This is a genomic window from Chryseobacterium joostei, assembly GCF_003815775.1.
In the GTDB taxonomy this organism is placed as follows: Bacteria; Bacteroidota; Bacteroidia; order Flavobacteriales; family Weeksellaceae; genus Chryseobacterium; species Chryseobacterium joostei.
This window is the reverse complement of record NZ_CP033926.1, coordinates 771,188-787,875: the sequence shown is the minus strand read 5'-3', so window position 1 is coordinate 787,875 and position 16,688 is coordinate 771,188. Positions and strand designations below refer to the sequence as shown.

General features: G+C 35.1%; 12 protein-coding genes. 7 read left to right on the top strand and 5 right to left on the bottom strand.

Features of this window, described 5'->3' with window-relative positions:
* The first annotated feature begins 70 nt into the window (after positions 1-70).
* The 3 genes from atpD (at position 71) to EG359_RS03680 (ending at position 2,849) form a co-directional block, all read left to right on the top strand.
* A complete protein-coding gene (gene atpD, locus EG359_RS03690) occupies positions 71-1,579 on the top strand; it encodes a F0F1 ATP synthase subunit beta (protein WP_076351809.1) in 1,509 nt (502 codons plus the stop codon).
* An 89-nt stretch (positions 1,580-1,668) separates the two neighbouring features.
* Entirely contained in the window at positions 1,669-1,950 is a 282-nt protein-coding gene (locus EG359_RS03685; RefSeq protein ID WP_076351811.1) for a FoF1 ATP synthase subunit delta/epsilon, read from the top strand.
* Between the two features lie 80 nt (positions 1,951-2,030).
* Positions 2,031-2,849: a hypothetical protein gene (locus EG359_RS03680; RefSeq protein WP_076351813.1), complete on the top strand. Its 819-nt coding sequence runs from the start codon at positions 2,031-2,033 to the stop codon at positions 2,847-2,849.
* 215 nt (positions 2,850-3,064) lie between these two features.
* On the opposite strand, the gene EG359_RS03675 is transcribed toward EG359_RS03680, so the two are convergent.
* The 5 genes from EG359_RS03675 to EG359_RS03655 all read right to left on the bottom strand — a co-directional run bounded on the left by EG359_RS03675 (position 3,065) and on the right by EG359_RS03655 (position 9,844).
* Positions 3,065-5,254 (bottom strand): B12-binding domain-containing radical SAM protein, encoded by a 2,190-nt coding sequence (locus tag EG359_RS03675; RefSeq protein WP_076351815.1) that lies wholly within the window; start codon positions 5,252-5,254, stop codon positions 3,065-3,067.
* A 104-nt stretch (positions 5,255-5,358) separates the two neighbouring features.
* On the bottom strand, positions 5,359-6,108 hold the full coding sequence (locus tag EG359_RS03670; protein WP_076351817.1) for a polymer-forming cytoskeletal protein: 750 nt from the start codon (positions 6,106-6,108) through the stop codon (positions 5,359-5,361).
* A gap of 382 nt (positions 6,109-6,490) precedes the next feature.
* Complete coding sequence (locus EG359_RS03665; RefSeq protein ID WP_076351825.1) at positions 6,491-7,369, bottom strand: DMT family transporter; 879 nt, start codon at positions 7,367-7,369, stop codon at positions 6,491-6,493.
* A gap of 82 nt (positions 7,370-7,451) precedes the next feature.
* On the bottom strand, positions 7,452-8,723 hold the full coding sequence (locus EG359_RS03660) for an aminotransferase class I/II-fold pyridoxal phosphate-dependent enzyme (RefSeq protein ID WP_174567009.1): 1,272 nt from the start codon (positions 8,721-8,723) through the stop codon (positions 7,452-7,454).
* An 83-nt stretch (positions 8,724-8,806) separates the two neighbouring features.
* Positions 8,807-9,844: a PLP-dependent cysteine synthase family protein gene (locus tag EG359_RS03655; protein WP_076351829.1), complete on the bottom strand. Its 1,038-nt coding sequence runs from the start codon at positions 9,842-9,844 to the stop codon at positions 8,807-8,809.
* Positions 9,845-10,066: 222 nt separating this feature from the next.
* Between EG359_RS03655 and EG359_RS03650 the strand changes: the two genes are divergently transcribed.
* The 4 genes from EG359_RS03650 (at position 10,067) to kdsA (ending at position 16,663) form a co-directional block, all read left to right on the top strand.
* Positions 10,067-13,552: a glycosyltransferase family 117 protein gene (locus EG359_RS03650; RefSeq protein WP_076351831.1), complete on the top strand. Its 3,486-nt coding sequence runs from the start codon at positions 10,067-10,069 to the stop codon at positions 13,550-13,552.
* Between the two features lie 90 nt (positions 13,553-13,642).
* Positions 13,643-15,130: an LTA synthase family protein gene (locus EG359_RS03645; protein ID WP_076351833.1), complete on the top strand. Its 1,488-nt coding sequence runs from the start codon at positions 13,643-13,645 to the stop codon at positions 15,128-15,130.
* A 55-nt stretch (positions 15,131-15,185) separates the two neighbouring features.
* Positions 15,186-15,710: a DUF1697 domain-containing protein gene (locus tag EG359_RS03640; protein WP_076351835.1), complete on the top strand. Its 525-nt coding sequence runs from the start codon at positions 15,186-15,188 to the stop codon at positions 15,708-15,710.
* A gap of 143 nt (positions 15,711-15,853) precedes the next feature.
* Positions 15,854-16,663: a 3-deoxy-8-phosphooctulonate synthase gene (gene kdsA, locus EG359_RS03635; RefSeq protein ID WP_076351837.1), complete on the top strand. Its 810-nt coding sequence runs from the start codon at positions 15,854-15,856 to the stop codon at positions 16,661-16,663.
* Positions 16,664-16,688: the final 25 nt, after the last annotated feature.

Here is a 16,688-nt window from a genome sequence, read left to right as displayed (position 1 = left end):
AAAAATCTTTTTTTTACCAATTGTGAGTTTATGAAGAATCACTATATTTGCACCAAGAAAAAATTTAGCAATGGCAAACCAAATTAAAGGTAAAATTTCTCAAATTATTGGTCCGGTAATCGACGTTGTCTTCAATGATGTGGAAGCAATTCCAGCAATCTATGACGCGTTAGAAATTACAAAAGAAAACGGTGAAAAAGTAGTTTTAGAGGTAGAACAACATATTGGCGAAGATACAGTAAGATGTATTGCAATGGACGCTACTGATGGTCTTAAGAGAGGTCAAGATGTAATCGGATACGGAAATCCTATTACTATGCCAATCGGAGAGGCTGTAAACGGAAGACTATTCAACGTTGTTGGTGATGCTATCGACGGACTTCAAGATATTTCTAAGGAAGGTGGTCTTCCAATTCACAGACCAGCTCCAAAATTTGATCAACTTTCAACTTCTGCAGAAGTTTTATTTACAGGTATTAAAGTAATCGACTTAGTTGAGCCTTACGCAAAAGGGGGTAAAATTGGTTTGTTCGGTGGTGCCGGTGTAGGTAAAACAGTATTGATCCAGGAGTTAATTAACAATATTGCAAAAGGACACGGAGGTCTTTCAGTATTCGCCGGAGTAGGTGAAAGAACGAGAGAAGGGAATGACCTTTTGAGAGAAATGTTGGAATCAGGTATTATCAAGTATGGTGATGATTTCATGCACTCTATGGAAAATGGAGGTTGGGATCTTTCTAAAGTAGACCTAGAGGTAATGAAAGATTCAAAAGCAGCATTCGTTTTCGGACAAATGAACGAGCCGCCTGGTGCAAGAGCGAGAGTAGCACTTTCTGGTCTTACATTAGCAGAGTACTATAGAGATGGTGGTGAAAGCGGACAAGGTAGAGACGTACTTTTCTTCGTAGACAACATCTTCCGTTTTACTCAGGCTGGTTCTGAGGTATCTGCACTTCTTGGTCGTATGCCATCAGCGGTAGGTTACCAACCAACTCTTGCGTCTGAGATGGGTGCGATGCAGGAAAGAATTACTTCAACTAAAAATGGTTCAATTACTTCAGTACAAGCGGTATACGTACCTGCGGATGACTTAACTGACCCGGCTCCTGCAACTACGTTTGCTCACTTAGATGCAACTACGGTACTTGACAGAAAGATTGCTTCATTAGGTATTTACCCAGCGGTAGATCCATTGGCTTCTACTTCAAGAATCCTTGCTCCGGAAATTATTGGTCAAGAACACTATGACTGTGCTCAAAGAGTAAAAGAAATTCTTCAAAGATACAAAGCTCTTCAAGATATCATCGCAATTCTTGGTATGGAAGAACTTTCTGAAGAAGATAAGTCTGTTGTTTACCGTGCAAGAAAAGTTCAGAGATTCTTATCTCAGCCTTTCCACGTAGCAGAACAGTTTACAGGTATTCCAGGATCATTGGTAGATATCAAAGATACTATCAAAGGATTTACAATGATTATGGATGGTGAATTAGATCACTTACCAGAAGCTGCTTTCAACTTGAAAGGAACTATCGAGGAAGCTATCGAAGCAGGACAAAAAATGTTAGCTGAAAACGCTTAATAAATTAGACATAAAGATATCAGATACTAGACATGAGACTTTAAGGTTGTCTGAAATCTGAAATCTGAAATCTTCAAATCTAAATTAAAATGAATATAAAAATTTTAACACCAGAATACGTAGTTTTTGAAGGAGAGGTAAACTCTGTATTATTGCCTGGAAAAAATGGTGAATTCCACATCATGAAAAACCACGCAGGAATCGTTTCTTCTTTAATCGGTGGTAAAGTAAAGTTATTTGCTAATTCTGTAGATGAAGCTTATGCTAAAAACTTAACCAAAGAAAACGATAAAGACTCTGTTTTTTCTTATTCTATTAAAAGCGGTGTTGTAGAATTTAATCATAATAAAGGAATTATCCTTTGTGAATAATTAAATGAAAAGCTAAATATATTTTCAAAAAAGTGTAACTTTGGTTACACTTTTTTTATTTCATGTAAAAATTTGATTCTATGAAGAGAAGTACAATCATATTCTTTACAATACTGGGGCTTTTTCTTAATGCCCAGAATATTAAGACCAAAAGGGGGATTATCAATTTAGATGGGATTCCGGTTGCCAAAATTTCCAATAAATCCAATGAATATACTTTTATGGATTTGAAGGAAACACCGCTGTATACCATAAAGTTTATTGATAAAAGTATCGTAGACTCAGTGAGAGACAGTTATATACAAATTAATAGAGTATATAACAGAGATAAAACCATAGAGCTTGATTATATTTCACCCTCTGCATTTTCAGGTGAAGAAAAGTCTGCAGTATATACCTCTGTGAAAGGTCTTAAAATCATTGATAATAAAGGAATCAACGTGAAAATCCTTGATGAACTATTTTCAAATGTACCTAAAAGGAAGCTGGACAATAAAACAAAGGATGCCTATACAACCAGAAAGAAAATAGATAAACTTAATCTTGAGGTAAATAAGGTTGGTGAGATCTTAAGTAATGGTGTTCCGGTAGGGTATTTTACCAATTTACCGGTAAGCTTTGGATCAGATGATAAAATAATAGATAAAACCTTTATCGATATTGAGATCTATGATGCTAAAAGTAAGTATATTGGAAGATATATTACAACAACAAAACAGCTGAAAACAGCCGGTGGTAAATCTTTCGTCGTGTACAAAGAAATGTCAGGAAGAGCCTCTATTTTGAAATATCCAACTTATAAGGCCATTGCTGAACGTATGGCTATGATGGATCCCAACTTTATTAAAATACAGGACAAAGTAACGGTAGGACCTGTTTCAAAAGATACGCCTAATTAATTGATAAAATATTCAATAAGAATAGAATAATTTAGCCCAAACTTAAAAAGAAAAACCCTTGAAAGATTATTTCAAGGGTTTTTTTGTATTGTTATTTAATATCTCCCGAAAATCATCACTTAGATTCCTTTGGAATGACAAGATGTATAGTTATTTCTTATTTTTAGTAGAAATCACAAGAATCTTTCAAATCCCTGAAAAAAATAAGAACATTTTTATAAACTCAAAATAACGCCATTTTCCTTTAATTGCTGCATAGGTTTTGAGAACCAAAATAGTTCAAAATCCTCAAAATTTTCCTCAAATTGAGTCTTAAGTTGTTGAACTGTAGGCTTCTTCTGGTTTTCTATAGAGTTTTCCTCCAAAACATTCATTAACCATGTTGCTTTATCTTCTTCCAGTTCTACCTTTACAATATTGGTTTTTAAGTGGAATGTAAGAAGCGTATATGTACCAGAGTATTTCTTTTTATTTTTTACACGATTCTCAGCGATTACATTTTTGGTCAAAAAGATAACTTTTGAATTTCCTTTAAATTTAAAATCTTCATCTTCCAGTAAACTGTCGTGAATATAATCGCGATGAATAGTTGTTCTCGGAATTTTAAAATCAAACCATTCCTGAAGAGGAAGATCGAAATTAATTCCGTGCATATAATTGAATAAGGATTTTTTTAAACCTGAACTAAACTTACCATGATTGATTCCGGTTTTGTCTGTAAAATCAATATCATTATTTGCAAATAGAATTTCCTGCTTGATTGGGGTAACTCCAAATTCTTCAGGGTTTAGTCCGACAGGTGAATGAGCGGTCATTGCAAACTGATGCCAAAAGCCACTTTGTAAAATTCCCATCTCAAATAACTGACGAATCATTTCCATAGAATCAATAGTTTCCTGAACAGTTTGCGTCGGATAACCATACATCAAATAAGCATGGATCATAATTCCGGCTTCGGTAAAATTTCTTGTCACCTTGGCCACTTGTTCAACAGAAATTCCCTTATCAATTAATTTTAAGAGACGATCACTTGCCACTTCCAGCCCTCCGGAAACTGCAACGCAGCCTGAAAGTTTTAATAAAAAGCATAAATCTTTAGTGAAGCTTTTTTCAAAACGAATATTGGTCCACCAGGTAACAACAAGATTTCTTCGTAGAATTTCCAGTGCCACTTCACGCATCAAAGCGGGTGGTGCAGCTTCATCCACAAAATGGAATCCGGTTTCACCTGTTGTTTGGATCAGTTCCTCCATTCTGTCTACCAGAATTTTGGCTGAAATAGGTTCATATATTTTAATGTAATCCAAGGAAATATCACAGAAAGTACATTTTCCCCAGTAGCATCCATGAGCCATTGTCAGCTTATTCCATCTTCCATCGCTCCATAAGCTATGCATGGGATTGGCGATTTCAATTACGGAAATATATTGGTCTAGTTTTAAATCAATATAATCCGGAGTTCCGATGTCAGCCTGCTTGTAATCGTGTCTTTTAGAATTATTTTTATAAGTAACTTCTTTATTTTCAATTAAAAATGTTCTTTTGTATTCTGCTGTTTCCGGCTGTAATTCTAGGTTTTCACAAAGAAGTTCAAGGGGTAATTCACCATCATCAAGGGTAATGAAATCAAAAAACTCAAATACTCTCTGATCTTTAATTTCCCTTAATTCTGTATTGGGAAATCCACCGCCCATTGCTATTTTAATGTGAGGGAAATTCTTTTTTATAAACTGTGCACATCGAAAAGCTGAGTATAAATTTCCAGGAAAAGGGATTGAAAAGCAAACCAGTTTTGGCTGTACAGCTTCAACTGTTTTACGAAGAATCTTTAAAGTAAACTCATCTATAAATGTTTGTTGATCAGATAATTTCGAGTATAACTCATCAAAGGAATTGGCACTTTTTCCAAGGCGTTCTGCATATCTGCTAAAACCAAAATCTGAATCAACATTCTCAACAATATAATCCGATAGGTCTTCTAAATAAAGGGTTACCAAGTGTTTTGCCTTATCTTGCAAACCCATATTTCCAAAAGCAAATTCCATGTCATCCAACTGATTAAAACGGGAGGCTTCCGGAAGAAAATTCATACTGCAGATCTGTCTGGCGAGTGTAGGATTTTTACCTTGTAGAAAAGGAATAACCTGATCTATGGTTTTTAAATATTCTTCTCTTAAGGCAAATATTCTTTGGGAATTTTCGGATATATTCTGAAGATCAATTTCTTTACTGAAAACCTTTTGAAGCCCGTCTTTTGAAAATAATTCCAAAATAACATCTATCCCTAAATCTATTTGATAACTGGAAATATTTTTAGTATTTAAAAATCCTTTAATATAAGCAGTTGCAGGATAAGGAGTGTTAAGTTGGGTAAAAGGCGGGGTAATAAGAAGCAGGTCTTTCAACAGAAATTTTTTGCAAAGTTATTCTAAAGTTTTTTCAGAAAAAAATTTTTTGCATTGATTATAAGCTGAGAGAAAACAGGTCTTTAAAGTATATGGATTTGTTGTTACTTAAATAAGGCTTCTATAGGATGATTATTGATAAGATTTAAGAAAGAGTCCTCATCAAAATGCCCATGTTCATCTATCATTTCAGGGCTTAACATTTCAATGTCATCTGCATTTTCCAGAGTTGGATTTTCAATAAATCGACCTGATTTTCCTTCTATTTCGTTATGAAAACTGACCAAATATTTTGAATGAATATTTCCTTTGGCAACAGTATAGTGGCCGTTTTCTGCAATAAGTCCAGAAGAAATATTTCTTTCTACATGGGTTTCATTGTCATTGGAAGAAGCTCCGAACAAAACATTACAGGTAATATTTCCTGAGCAGTAAAGTGAGCCATTAACTATAATATTTTTAGCTTTTATATTTCCCGTTATAATAAGGACAACATATTCTTCAATAAATAAGTTCCCGGATAGATTAATGTCATGTTCAATGAGAACAATCTTATATCCTTCTCCATTTTTTGTTGTTACGTCAAGAGAGGTGGTTACACCTTTGCTTTCTGCAAGAACAATGTTGGGAGAATCATCTTCATCATTTACCTGTGTGGAGGCTTCTTTTATCTTTTCTGCTGTTTCTTCATCCAGCATTTGAAGGAATTCTGAAAGATCATCATCATTTAGCGTATGCTCATCAAACAAGGAATTTTCCAAGGCAGTACAAACAGTGGCATTGAAGTTTTCAGACCTGTTTTTAAGCTTATTATATAATTGATCTTTTGTGAGTTGTTGCAGTTCATTCATCATTTGTGTACTATATTGCACCTATAAATTTCTGTAGAAAAAGGTGTATTATTATTTAAAATAGATAGATGCAATATAAGGAGATAAATCTTGTCATCTCAGAAAGTTAAATTTATTTTCAAATATTTTTCCGATTACAGGAATTATTTTTTTTGCTATTCATTAGCTATAGTGATAATTCAGATATAATATTAAACTAATATCATTAAAAAAACAATGCCGGAATAACCAATACTACAATAGAAAGTATAATATTTATAAGGGTTGATAGCAGAAAAAGATAATAGTTAGCCACACCATTTTCAGAAAATTGTTGATCTTAATAAGATGCCCCCGAAGAAAACAAATTTCACACGGGGGCATTTTATAGTTTATTTAAAAGCTTTTAAATATGACTTACTTTCTTACGGTCTGAAATAACATTCAGGATAACTCCCAGCAGAATTAGTGTAATACCGATCAATAAGTTGGTGGTGAAATTTTCATGAAATATCAATACGCTTACCATTACAGCAACCACCGGTTCCAATGCTCCTAAAATGGCAACTGGTGTAGAACCGATATTTTTAATGGCATATACCAGACAAAGGCTGGAAATAACCGTAGTAAGAAAAGCAAAAATAAGAAAGTTAAAAAAGATTGCTGTTGATGGAATAGCAAAAGACTCATTGCCTATCACAGATTTTGTCATAAAGAACATGGAAGTAAAAAGCATAGAGTAAAAGGTAAGCTTAAATCCTGACACCTTAAGGTTTGATTTGTTGACGATCACCATATAAAGTGCATAGAAAAGAGAGCTCAGCATTACAATTCCCAAGCCTGCAAAATTAATCTCTAGTCCATTTTCTTTTAGGCATAAAACAATTACCCCTGCAAAAGCAAGCAGTAAAGAAACTACAGATAACCGGTTAAGCTTTTCCTTATAAAAGAAAAACATAATTAAAGCGACAATGACGGGATATATAAATAAAACAGTAGAGGCAATTCCGGCAGTAAGAAAATCATATCCTATAAATAAAAACTCTGAAGAAAGGGCATAGCATATTCCGAGAATTGCTAATATTAAAGCTTCTTTTTTATTGATCCTAAAATTTTGTCTGGAATACATCAGATATCCGCCCACCATTAAGGCTGAAAAGGAAAACCTGTAAAACAGGGTAATGTCCATTGAAAAATGAGCCTGCTTGATGGGCAGAATAAAAATTGGAATCAATCCATAGGAAACGGCTGACATAACGCCCAACATATAACCCCTAAGTTTCATTTGTTTTTATAGCTTTTATAGTTTTTAAAATAAAAAACCACTGAATCAATCAGTGGTTTTTTTTTCTTTATTTTTCTAAAGATTAAATTGGTTTAAAGCTTAATCCTTGTTCTTGTAGTAATTTTTGTTCCTGATCTTTATAGTAACCACTTACTAATTTATCATGAATCCCTTCAAATGCGGCCAGAGTTTCATTAATCTCTGCATCTGTATGTGAAGCGGTTGGAATTAATCTTAAAAGAATCATTCCCTTAGGAATTACAGGATATACCACCACGGAGGTGAAAATACCATAATTTTCTCTCAAGTCTTTTACCAGTAGAGTAGCTTCTACAGGAGTTCCCTGCATCATTACCGGGGTTACACAAGTGTTGGTATCCCCAATGTTGAATCCTCTTTCTTTTAATCCACTCTGTAATTTTTCAACATTCTCCCAAAGTTTAGCCTTGATCTCAGGTCTTGATCTCAATAGCTCCAATCTTTTCAAACCTCCAATTACCATTGGCATTGTAAGAGATTTTGCGAAGATTTGTGATCTTAGGTTAAATTTAAGGTATCTGATGATTTCTTTGTCACCCGCAAGGAATGCTCCGAAACCAGCCATTGATTTAGCAAAAGTAGAGAAGTATACATCAATCTGATCATTACAGTCCTGCTCTTCACCAACTCCGGCACCTGTTTTACCAAGTGTACCAAACCCGTGAGCATCATCTACCAACAATCTGAACTGATATTTGGATTTAAGCTCGCAGATCTCTTTGATTTTTCCCTGCTGACCTCTCATTCCGAAAACCCCTTCAGTAATTACCAGGATACCTCCTCCGGTTTCTTCAGCAACCTTAGTTGCTCTTTGAAGATTCTTTTCAAGGCTTTCCATGTCATTGTGCTTGTAGGTAAATCTCTTACCGGAATGAAGTCTTACCCCATCCACGATGCAGGCATGAGAATCCATATCATACACAATAACATCATTTCTGCTTACCAAGGCATCAATGGTAGAAACCATTCCCTGATAACCGAAATTCAATAAATATGCTGATTCTTTTTTTACAAAGTCTGCCAATTCTCTTTCCAATTGAAGGTGCTGATCTGTTTCTCCAGACATCGCTCTTGCTCCCATAGGATAGAACATTCCGTATTCTGCAGCCGCTTTTGCATCCGCTTCTATTACTTCAGGATGATTACATAATCCTAAATAATCATTGGCACTCCAGAAAATTACTTCTCTACCCTGAAATTGCATTCTAGGGCCGATAGGTCCCTCTAATCTTGGGAAAATAAAATATCCTTCTCCATAATCTGCAAATTGTCCAAGAGGTCCTGGATTTTCTTTTATTCTTTCAAAAATATCCAACATTGTATCGTAATTTTTTAAGTAAAAAAGCCTTTTTTGTAGAACACGCAAAAGGCTTTATTATATCGTGATTTTATTTGTTACTATTTAATAAACTCTGTCTTGAAGACTTCGTCATAGTTGTGAACACAGTTGTTAACAAACCCTTGTTCGGCCATCCACTTATCACTGTATACCTTAGTGATGTATCTTGAACCATGGTCTGGGTATATTAAAACAACCACGTCATTTTCTGTTAATTCATGAGACTGTGCATACTGCATCAATCCCTGTGTTACAGCTCCTGTTGTATAACCTCCCATAATGGCTTCTTTCAAAGCTATTTCGCGGGTTCTGTAGGCAGCCATTTCATCATTTACCCTTACAAATTCATCTACCTTGTCAAAAAGTAGAGCAGAAGGGATAAGGTTTTTACCCATTCCTTCAATCTGATAAGGATGTACATCTTCCTTGTGAATCTCACCTGTCTCGTGATAGCTCTTTAATATAGATCCATCTGCATCCACCCCAATAATTTTAATATCCGGGTTTTTCTCCTTCAAAAACTTTGCTGAACCAGATAAGGTACCTCCTGTTCCGGTGCAGGCAAAAAGGTGAGTGATCTTACCTTCTGTCTGTTCCCAGATTTCAGGACCTGTGGTCTGATAATGGGCATCAATATTCAGTTCATTAAAGTACTGATTGATGTAAATAGAATTGGGAGTTTCCAAAGCAATTCTTTTCGCTACTTCATAATAAGATCTTGGATCATCCGCCGGTACATTGGCAGGACATATATAAACAGTAGCTCCTAATGCTTTTAGATAAGCAATTTTCTCAGGTTTTGTTTTGTCGCTTACCGCGAGAATACATTTATATCCCTTGATGATACATACCATTGCAATAGAAAACCCTGTGTTTCCTGATGTAGTTTCTACAACTACAGAATCTTCTTTCAATAAGCCTTTCTCCTCTGCGTTCTCTATAATATGAAGTGCGATTCGGTCTTTGGTGGAATGTCCAGGATTATATGATTCTAACTTGGCATAAATGGTTGCTGGAATATCTTTTGTAACAGTATTTAGCTTCACCATCGGAGTGTGTCCTACTAGGCCAAGAATATTATCGTAAACATTACTCATTATTTGTTATTTTCAATAAAAATCTGACTGCAAAAATACAAAAAAATAAATAATTACTAAACTTTTGTTTGATTTCTCAGAGGCTGTTCCTTAAAAACTTATTTTCCTGTTTACAGTTTTAACAGGACTTTAATCGCAAATACCAAGCCAATTTTTTAAAATTTGTTAAAAACAATATAAAATAATATAAAAGCCTTATTTTCGCATAATTGATTTAATACTATGAAAAATTGGACTTTTAGGCAATGGAACACCGTTTTAGGATGGGTGATTTTCGTCATTGCGTTTTTCACGTACTTGTCCACAATAGAACCCAATTTCAGTTTTTGGGATTGTGGAGAGTACATTTCTTCTGCAGTAAAACTTGAAGTAACGCACGCTCCCGGAGCAGCTTTATTTCAGATAGTGGGTGCCGTGGCAGCCATTTTTGCATTAGGGAAAGGCGAAAATTATTCCATCGTAATTAATGCGATGTCTGCATTGTTCAGTGCGCTGACTATTTTATTTTTGTTTTGGACGATCACTCATTTTGTGAGAAGGCTTCTCAACAAGGATTTTGAAGAAATTACGAAACATCAGGAAATCTCTATTTTATTTGCCGGAGCTGTAGGAGCACTTTGCTTCACGTTCTCAGATACATTCTGGTTCTCTGCAGTAGAAGGTGAGGTTTACTCAATGGCTTCTATGTTTATCGCGCTTTTGGTCTGGTTGATCACAAAGTGGGAAAATGAGTATAAGGCGGCAGACAGTGAAAGATGGATTATCCTTATTTTCTTTGTTTTGGGACTTTCTGTTGGGGTACACATGATGTGTATGTTGGCAATTCCTGCAGTATGCCTGGTATACTATGCAAGAAACTATAAGTTTACCTGGAAGAATTTTATTGGGGCAAACCTTATTACATTGGGGATTTTGATCGTTGTTTTCAAAATTATCTTCCCTTTGATTATGACGATGTTCGGAAGATTAGAAATTTTCTTTGTAAACGGTCTTGGTCTTCCTTTCCATTCAGGAACAATTGTAGCCTTTATTTTAATGGTGGCTATTTGTTATTTCCTGATTAAGTATGCAAGAAAGGCAAAAAGAAACATTTATCAGACCGCTGCTTTATCTGTAGTTTTTATGATGATCGGGTTTTCTTGTTGGATGGTTATTCCGATCAGAGCAAATGCTAATCCACCAATGAACCTTAATGATCCGGATACAGCAATTGGAATGCTGGATTATTATAACAGAGAGCAATATGGTGACTGGCCAACAATGTATGGACAGAACTACACGGCTTTCCTTGATGCGAATGGAATTGAGAAGAATGAAGATGGAAGCTTTAAAACAAAAAAGACCGGAGAAATCTACGAAAAAGATGAGAAAACCGGAACCTATAGAAAAACCGGAGACCGATTCAACTATGTTTTCAGTAAGTCTCAGGTAAGCTTAATGCCAAGAATGTTTAATGAGGATAAGGATGTAATGGCTAACTATATTTCAATGTATGGGGCTCCTGATTTTACATTTAACTATGCTAATGAAGATGTAGCAGACAATCCTCAGGCTAAGCAGATTTTTGATGAATTGAGAGGTAAGTATGAAGATAAATCCATTACCGCATCAGATTATTTAAAGGTAAAGCCTTATAACCTGATCAATGTTCAGAAGCCGTCATTGCTTCAGAATATGGATTATTTCATTTCTTTCCAGAACGGATATTACTTTGTAAGATACCTTATGTGGAACTATGTTGGAAGACAGAATGACCTTGAAGGAAATATGGAAAGTACGAAAGGAAACTGGATTTCGGGTATTCCTTTTATCGATAATGTAAACGTAGGAAGTCAGGATAAAATGCCTGCTAAATTCAAGAATGAAAGTACAGTTAAGTTCTTCTTCTTGCCATTAATTTTAGGTTTAATCGGATTCTTTTTCCAATTGAACAGAGATTTTGGAAGGTTCTATGCATTATTATCTCTATTTATTTTGACAAGTGTGGGAATTATTTTCTATACAGGAGTAAAACCATTTGAACCAAGAGAAAGAGATTATGCAATGGTGGGTTCATTCTATGCATTTGCCATTTGGATCGGAATGGGGGCCGGAGCAATCTTATGGTTCCTTCAATCTAAGATCAAATCGAATGGTGCTAACATCGCGTTAGGAGTAGTTTTATTGGGAGTGCCTTTTATGATGGGCTTCCAGAACTATAATGTTCACGATAGAAGTAACAGATATACCGCTTATGATTATGCGTATTCAGTATTAAAATCATTACCAAAGAATGATATCTTATTCGTGTATGGTGATAATGATACTTACCCGGTTTGGGCTATTCAGGAAACAGAAAGGTTTAGAGATGATGTGAAGGTAGTTAACTTTACTCTTGCATCAACGCCTTGGAATCTGGATCAGGTGAAGAGAAGAACGTACAATGCAATGGGAATTCCAAGCCAATTGACGCACGAAGATTATAGAGATGGTGTAAATGATCAAATCTATATGATGAAGAAAGATGATTGGGAGGGCGTTTTCTCTATGCTGAAAGAGCAAGGAGTTCCGGATACAGAATTCCAGGCATTCAGAAAGTATCTTACACAAGATTCATTGACGCTGAAGGAAGCGATTAACTTTATCAAGTTCAAGTCTCCTGAAAAAGATCAGTTATTAAAAATGTACTTTGGAGAAGAAAAATACGAGAAGTACAACATTCTTCCGGTAAACAAGTTTATTCTTCCGGTAAATAAGGCAAATGCACTAAAGGCAGGAATTATTAACAAGGAAGATCTTCCCAATGTAGTAGATCAAATTATGATTACTTATAAAGGAAACACACTTTATAAAAACAACCTGATCTTATTAGACCTATTGGCCAACTTTGATTGGAAACGTCCAATTAACTTCTCTTCAGGAGGTGTTTATGATAGCGAAAATATTTTCTACCTTAATGACTATCTTCAGTTTGACGGATTCAGCTACAGATTGATACCGGTTCATACACCACCATCAGTGGAGGGAGATATGGGAAGAGTAGATCCGAATTCTCTTTATAATGTGGTGAAAAACTTCAGATGGGGTAACTTCAAAAATCTGAACACTCACTTTGATGAGACTGCTACTTCCAATATCATCAGCTATAGAATGTCAGCAAGCAGAGCTGCTTCAGCACTTGCATTGGACGGACAAAAAGCGAAAGCTTTAGAAATATTGGATCTTGCTGCGAAGGAAATTCCGGCTGAAAAATACAATGATCCACGTTCATTAAGTTCAATTGTATCCGGATACATTATTGCCGGACAAGAGCAAAAAGGACTACAGTTGGCAGAAGTGCTTAAAAAAGGAATCTTTGAAGAATATGATTACTATTTAAGCCTTTCAAAGTCTGATCAAAGCTATCTGAGAAGACAGATGAGAACAAAACCAATGGAATATTCATTAGTAGTTGCAGCGGTTACAGATGCTTATACTAAGATCGGGCAAAAAGAAAAAGGATATGCTTATCTGGTAAAATCCATTGAGCCAATTGATAAAAAATTCAATGCCTTTGTAAAGGAACTTCAGCAGATGGGCAAAGAAAAAGCAATGAAAGAATCGGAAGAGGTTCAGAAGATCACACCATTCTATCAATACCTATTTGATGTTATGCAGCCTTATGATTCTACTTATTCAAAAGAAAAAGAAGATCAGATCACATCAGCGATTATCAAGGCAACACAATAAAATACTTTTAAAACGGAACTTCGGTTCCGTTTTTTTTGTTATTGGGATTCCTGAATTTTAAGATTATATTTGCGGAACTAAAAATGCATAATGGCAGAAACACAAAATAGCAGGTTCCCAATCTATGCCGTAATCGCTACGGTTGTTTTTAAACTTCTTTTTTTATTGACGCATTACATTCAGGAAGATGCCTTTATCACCTGGAGAGTGGCTCAGAACCTACTGGATTATGGAGTAATTGGTTTCAATGGGGATACTAAGATCTCTGCTTCTACCACTCATTTGTATGTTTTTGTGTCCTATATTTTCAATCTTGTATTTGGTAAAGAAAACTTTATTGAGCCTCTTTTGATCTTCAATTCTATACTTTTTACAATAGGAACACTGTTTCTTTCTCATTTGGTTCTTAAAAATCCTTGGCATAAAGCTTTATTTATATTTTTGATTGGTATTTTACCACCATCCATCAAGATTTCGATTCTTGGAATGGAATACGGAATTCTGTTTTTCTTGGAGATGGCTCTGTTGTACTACGGCTTCAATAAAGGTAAAAAATGGGCTTTGACATTTCTTCCCGTTTTAATTATGTTTACAAGGATTGATACCATTATATTCCTGGGGATTGTATTTTTTGTAGACCTGTTTTGGAACAAAAAAATCAGATGGAATTATATTTTTGGAGGAATTTTAGGAATTTTATCAACGTTTGCATTTAACTGGTTCTACTTTGGAGAGGTTGTTAACAATACCATCACCGCAAAAAAATTATTGTACGAACAGCATTTTACATTAGGGCAGCATATCAACTATTTCATGGTAAGCTTTGGTAATTTTTGGGGAATGCTAAAGGTTCCTGGAGATTTCAACCCGATCACCATTATTGTCCTTATTTTTGAATTGCTATGCTTTATTTACCTTATAAGACAAAGAGAAAAGAGAAACTATTTCTTGTGGATGATCTTTCTCTTCGGGTGGGTAAAACAGATGGCTTTTATCTCCCAAAAGAGTTTATTCGATTGGTATTATTGGGTTCCGCAGATTCTGCTTTTTGTTCCGGTTCTTATCTTTGTATTGGAGCAAAAGGAAAGAAGAAACCTATGGCTGTCATTGCTTATTGTGTTCTACATTGCCCCAATGCTGGCTTTCCAGACCATTCATTCCATTGCAACAGGAAACGGGGAATGGAACTACCGCAGAACCATCGGCGTATTCCTAAACAAATATGAAAAAGATAAAAACCAATGGATCTTGCTGGAGCCTGCTGGTTATGTTCCTTACTTTTCAGGGCTAAAAACCATTGATGAGGTTGGGCTTGTAGACAAGCAGATTCAGGAAGAAATTAAAAAAGATAAAACAAATTACTGGATCAATACTGTAAAGACAAGGAAACCAAAATACCTTCTTTCTTATCAGAATTTATATGAAGGAAAAGATGCTGAATATTATCAAATTCATTATAAAGTTTTGAAAGAATTCAGGGTAAAAGATCACTTGAAAAGCAATCATAAGATTTTAGAAAAGATCTACAACCTAAAGCCTTCCGGAACAGACTATAATTTATATATAAGGGTTGATTAAAAGAAAGAAGCTATAAACACCTGCAATCCATTATCTATCACCTAATACCTAATCTATGAAATATTGTGCATTTCTCCGTGGCGTTAATGTAAAAGGAACCAATATGAAAATGGCAGATGTCTGTCAGGTTTTTAAAGATGCCGGAATGAAAGAGGTGAGTTCTATACTGGCCTCCGGAAATATTGTCTTTTCTTCAGATAAAAATGTTGATGATTTAAAGAAAATTCTGGAAAAGGCGATGTCAGAATACTTTTCCTATGAGGCTTTTCTGTTTGTGAAATCACAGGAAGAAACGGAGATGTTCTGGAACAGTATTCCTTTTGAAAAGAATGAAAATCTACATATCTATGCCTTTGTAGGCATGCCCGGTGTGGAAAATACCCTGATGGAAGAATTTCAGAAAGCCACTCAGACTGAAGATGAAAAAGCTGAAATTGTTAATGATATATTTTACTGGCAGGTTTCAAAGGGAAATACCCTGGATTCTACCTTTGGAAAGGTATTGGGAAAGAAAAGCCTTAAAGATCAGTTTACGAGCAGAAATACCAATACATTTGAGAAAATTTTAAAAAAGTTTTAAAATGCTGTTGGACTTATTTCATTTCTGATTACCTTTTTTTGCGCAGTACTGATGCATGAAATTTTTAATTACTCTTAAGTCCCAAATAATTTCCAAGTCTGAAACTTTCTCAGTATTTTTACTGAACTTTTAATTACAACAAAATGATTCAGTATTTAGATAATATTCAGCACAAAGATTCAAAGAACTTTTTCCTTATTGCGGGTCCTTGTATTATTGAAGGAGAAGATATGGCTTTAAGAATTGCTGAAAAAGTGATTAACATTACAGACAAGTACAATATTCCATATATTTTTAAGGGAAGTTTCAAAAAGGCGAACAGAAGCCGTGTAGATTCTTTCACATCCATTGGAGAAGAAAAATCTCTTGAAATCCTTAAAAAAGTAGGAGAGACATTCAATATTCCTACTACTACAGATATTCATGAAAATGAGCATGCAGCATTGGCAGCACAGTATGTGGATGTACTTCAGATTCCTGCATTTCTTGTACGCCAGACCGATTTATTGGTGGCTGCAGCAAAAACAGGAAAATGTGTTACTCTGAAAAAAGGACAGTTCCTTTCACCGGAATCCATGAAATTTGCCGTTCAAAAAGTTACAGATTCTGATAATCAGAAAGTTGCGATCATTGAAAGAGGGAATTCTTTTGGATATACAGATCTGATTGTTGATTACAGAGGAATTCCTACCATGAGAGAATATGCGCCTGTAATTCTGGATGTTACCCATTCTTTACAACAGCCTAACCAAAGCTCAGGAGTAACAGGGGGAAGACCGGATCTTATTGAAACCGTTGCCAAGGCAGGAATTGCTGTAGGAGCAGACGGAATTTTCATAGAAACACATCCAACACCGGAAACAGCTTTATCTGATGGTGCAAACATGCTAAGATTAGATTTATTAGAAGATTTGTTACAAAAATTAACAAGAATTAGAGAATCGATTTTGTAATTGTTAAAAAAACATTAATTTTAGA

Excerpts from the sequence above, each read along its gene's own strand:
- atpD (WP_076351809.1), top strand. The coding sequence starts at position 71 with ATGGCAAACCAAATTAAAGGTAAAATTTCTCAAATTATTGGTCCGGTA.
- EG359_RS03685 (WP_076351811.1), top strand. The coding sequence starts at position 1,669 with ATGAATATAAAAATTTTAACACCAGAATACGTAGTTTTTGAAGGAGAG.
- EG359_RS03680 (WP_076351813.1), top strand. The coding sequence starts at position 2,031 with ATGAAGAGAAGTACAATCATATTCTTTACAATACTGGGGCTTTTTCTT.
- EG359_RS03670 (WP_076351817.1), bottom strand. The coding sequence starts at position 6,108 with ATGATGAATGAACTGCAACAACTCACAAAAGATCAATTATATAATAAG.
- EG359_RS03665 (WP_076351825.1), bottom strand. The coding sequence starts at position 7,369 with ATGAAACTTAGGGGTTATATGTTGGGCGTTATGTCAGCCGTTTCCTAT.
- EG359_RS03655 (WP_076351829.1), bottom strand. The coding sequence starts at position 9,844 with ATGAGTAATGTTTACGATAATATTCTTGGCCTAGTAGGACACACTCCG.
- EG359_RS03650 (WP_076351831.1), top strand. The coding sequence starts at position 10,067 with ATGAAAAATTGGACTTTTAGGCAATGGAACACCGTTTTAGGATGGGTG.
- EG359_RS03645 (WP_076351833.1), top strand. The coding sequence starts at position 13,643 with ATGGCAGAAACACAAAATAGCAGGTTCCCAATCTATGCCGTAATCGCT.
- EG359_RS03640 (WP_076351835.1), top strand. The coding sequence starts at position 15,186 with ATGAAATATTGTGCATTTCTCCGTGGCGTTAATGTAAAAGGAACCAAT.
- kdsA (WP_076351837.1), top strand. The coding sequence starts at position 15,854 with ATGATTCAGTATTTAGATAATATTCAGCACAAAGATTCAAAGAACTTT.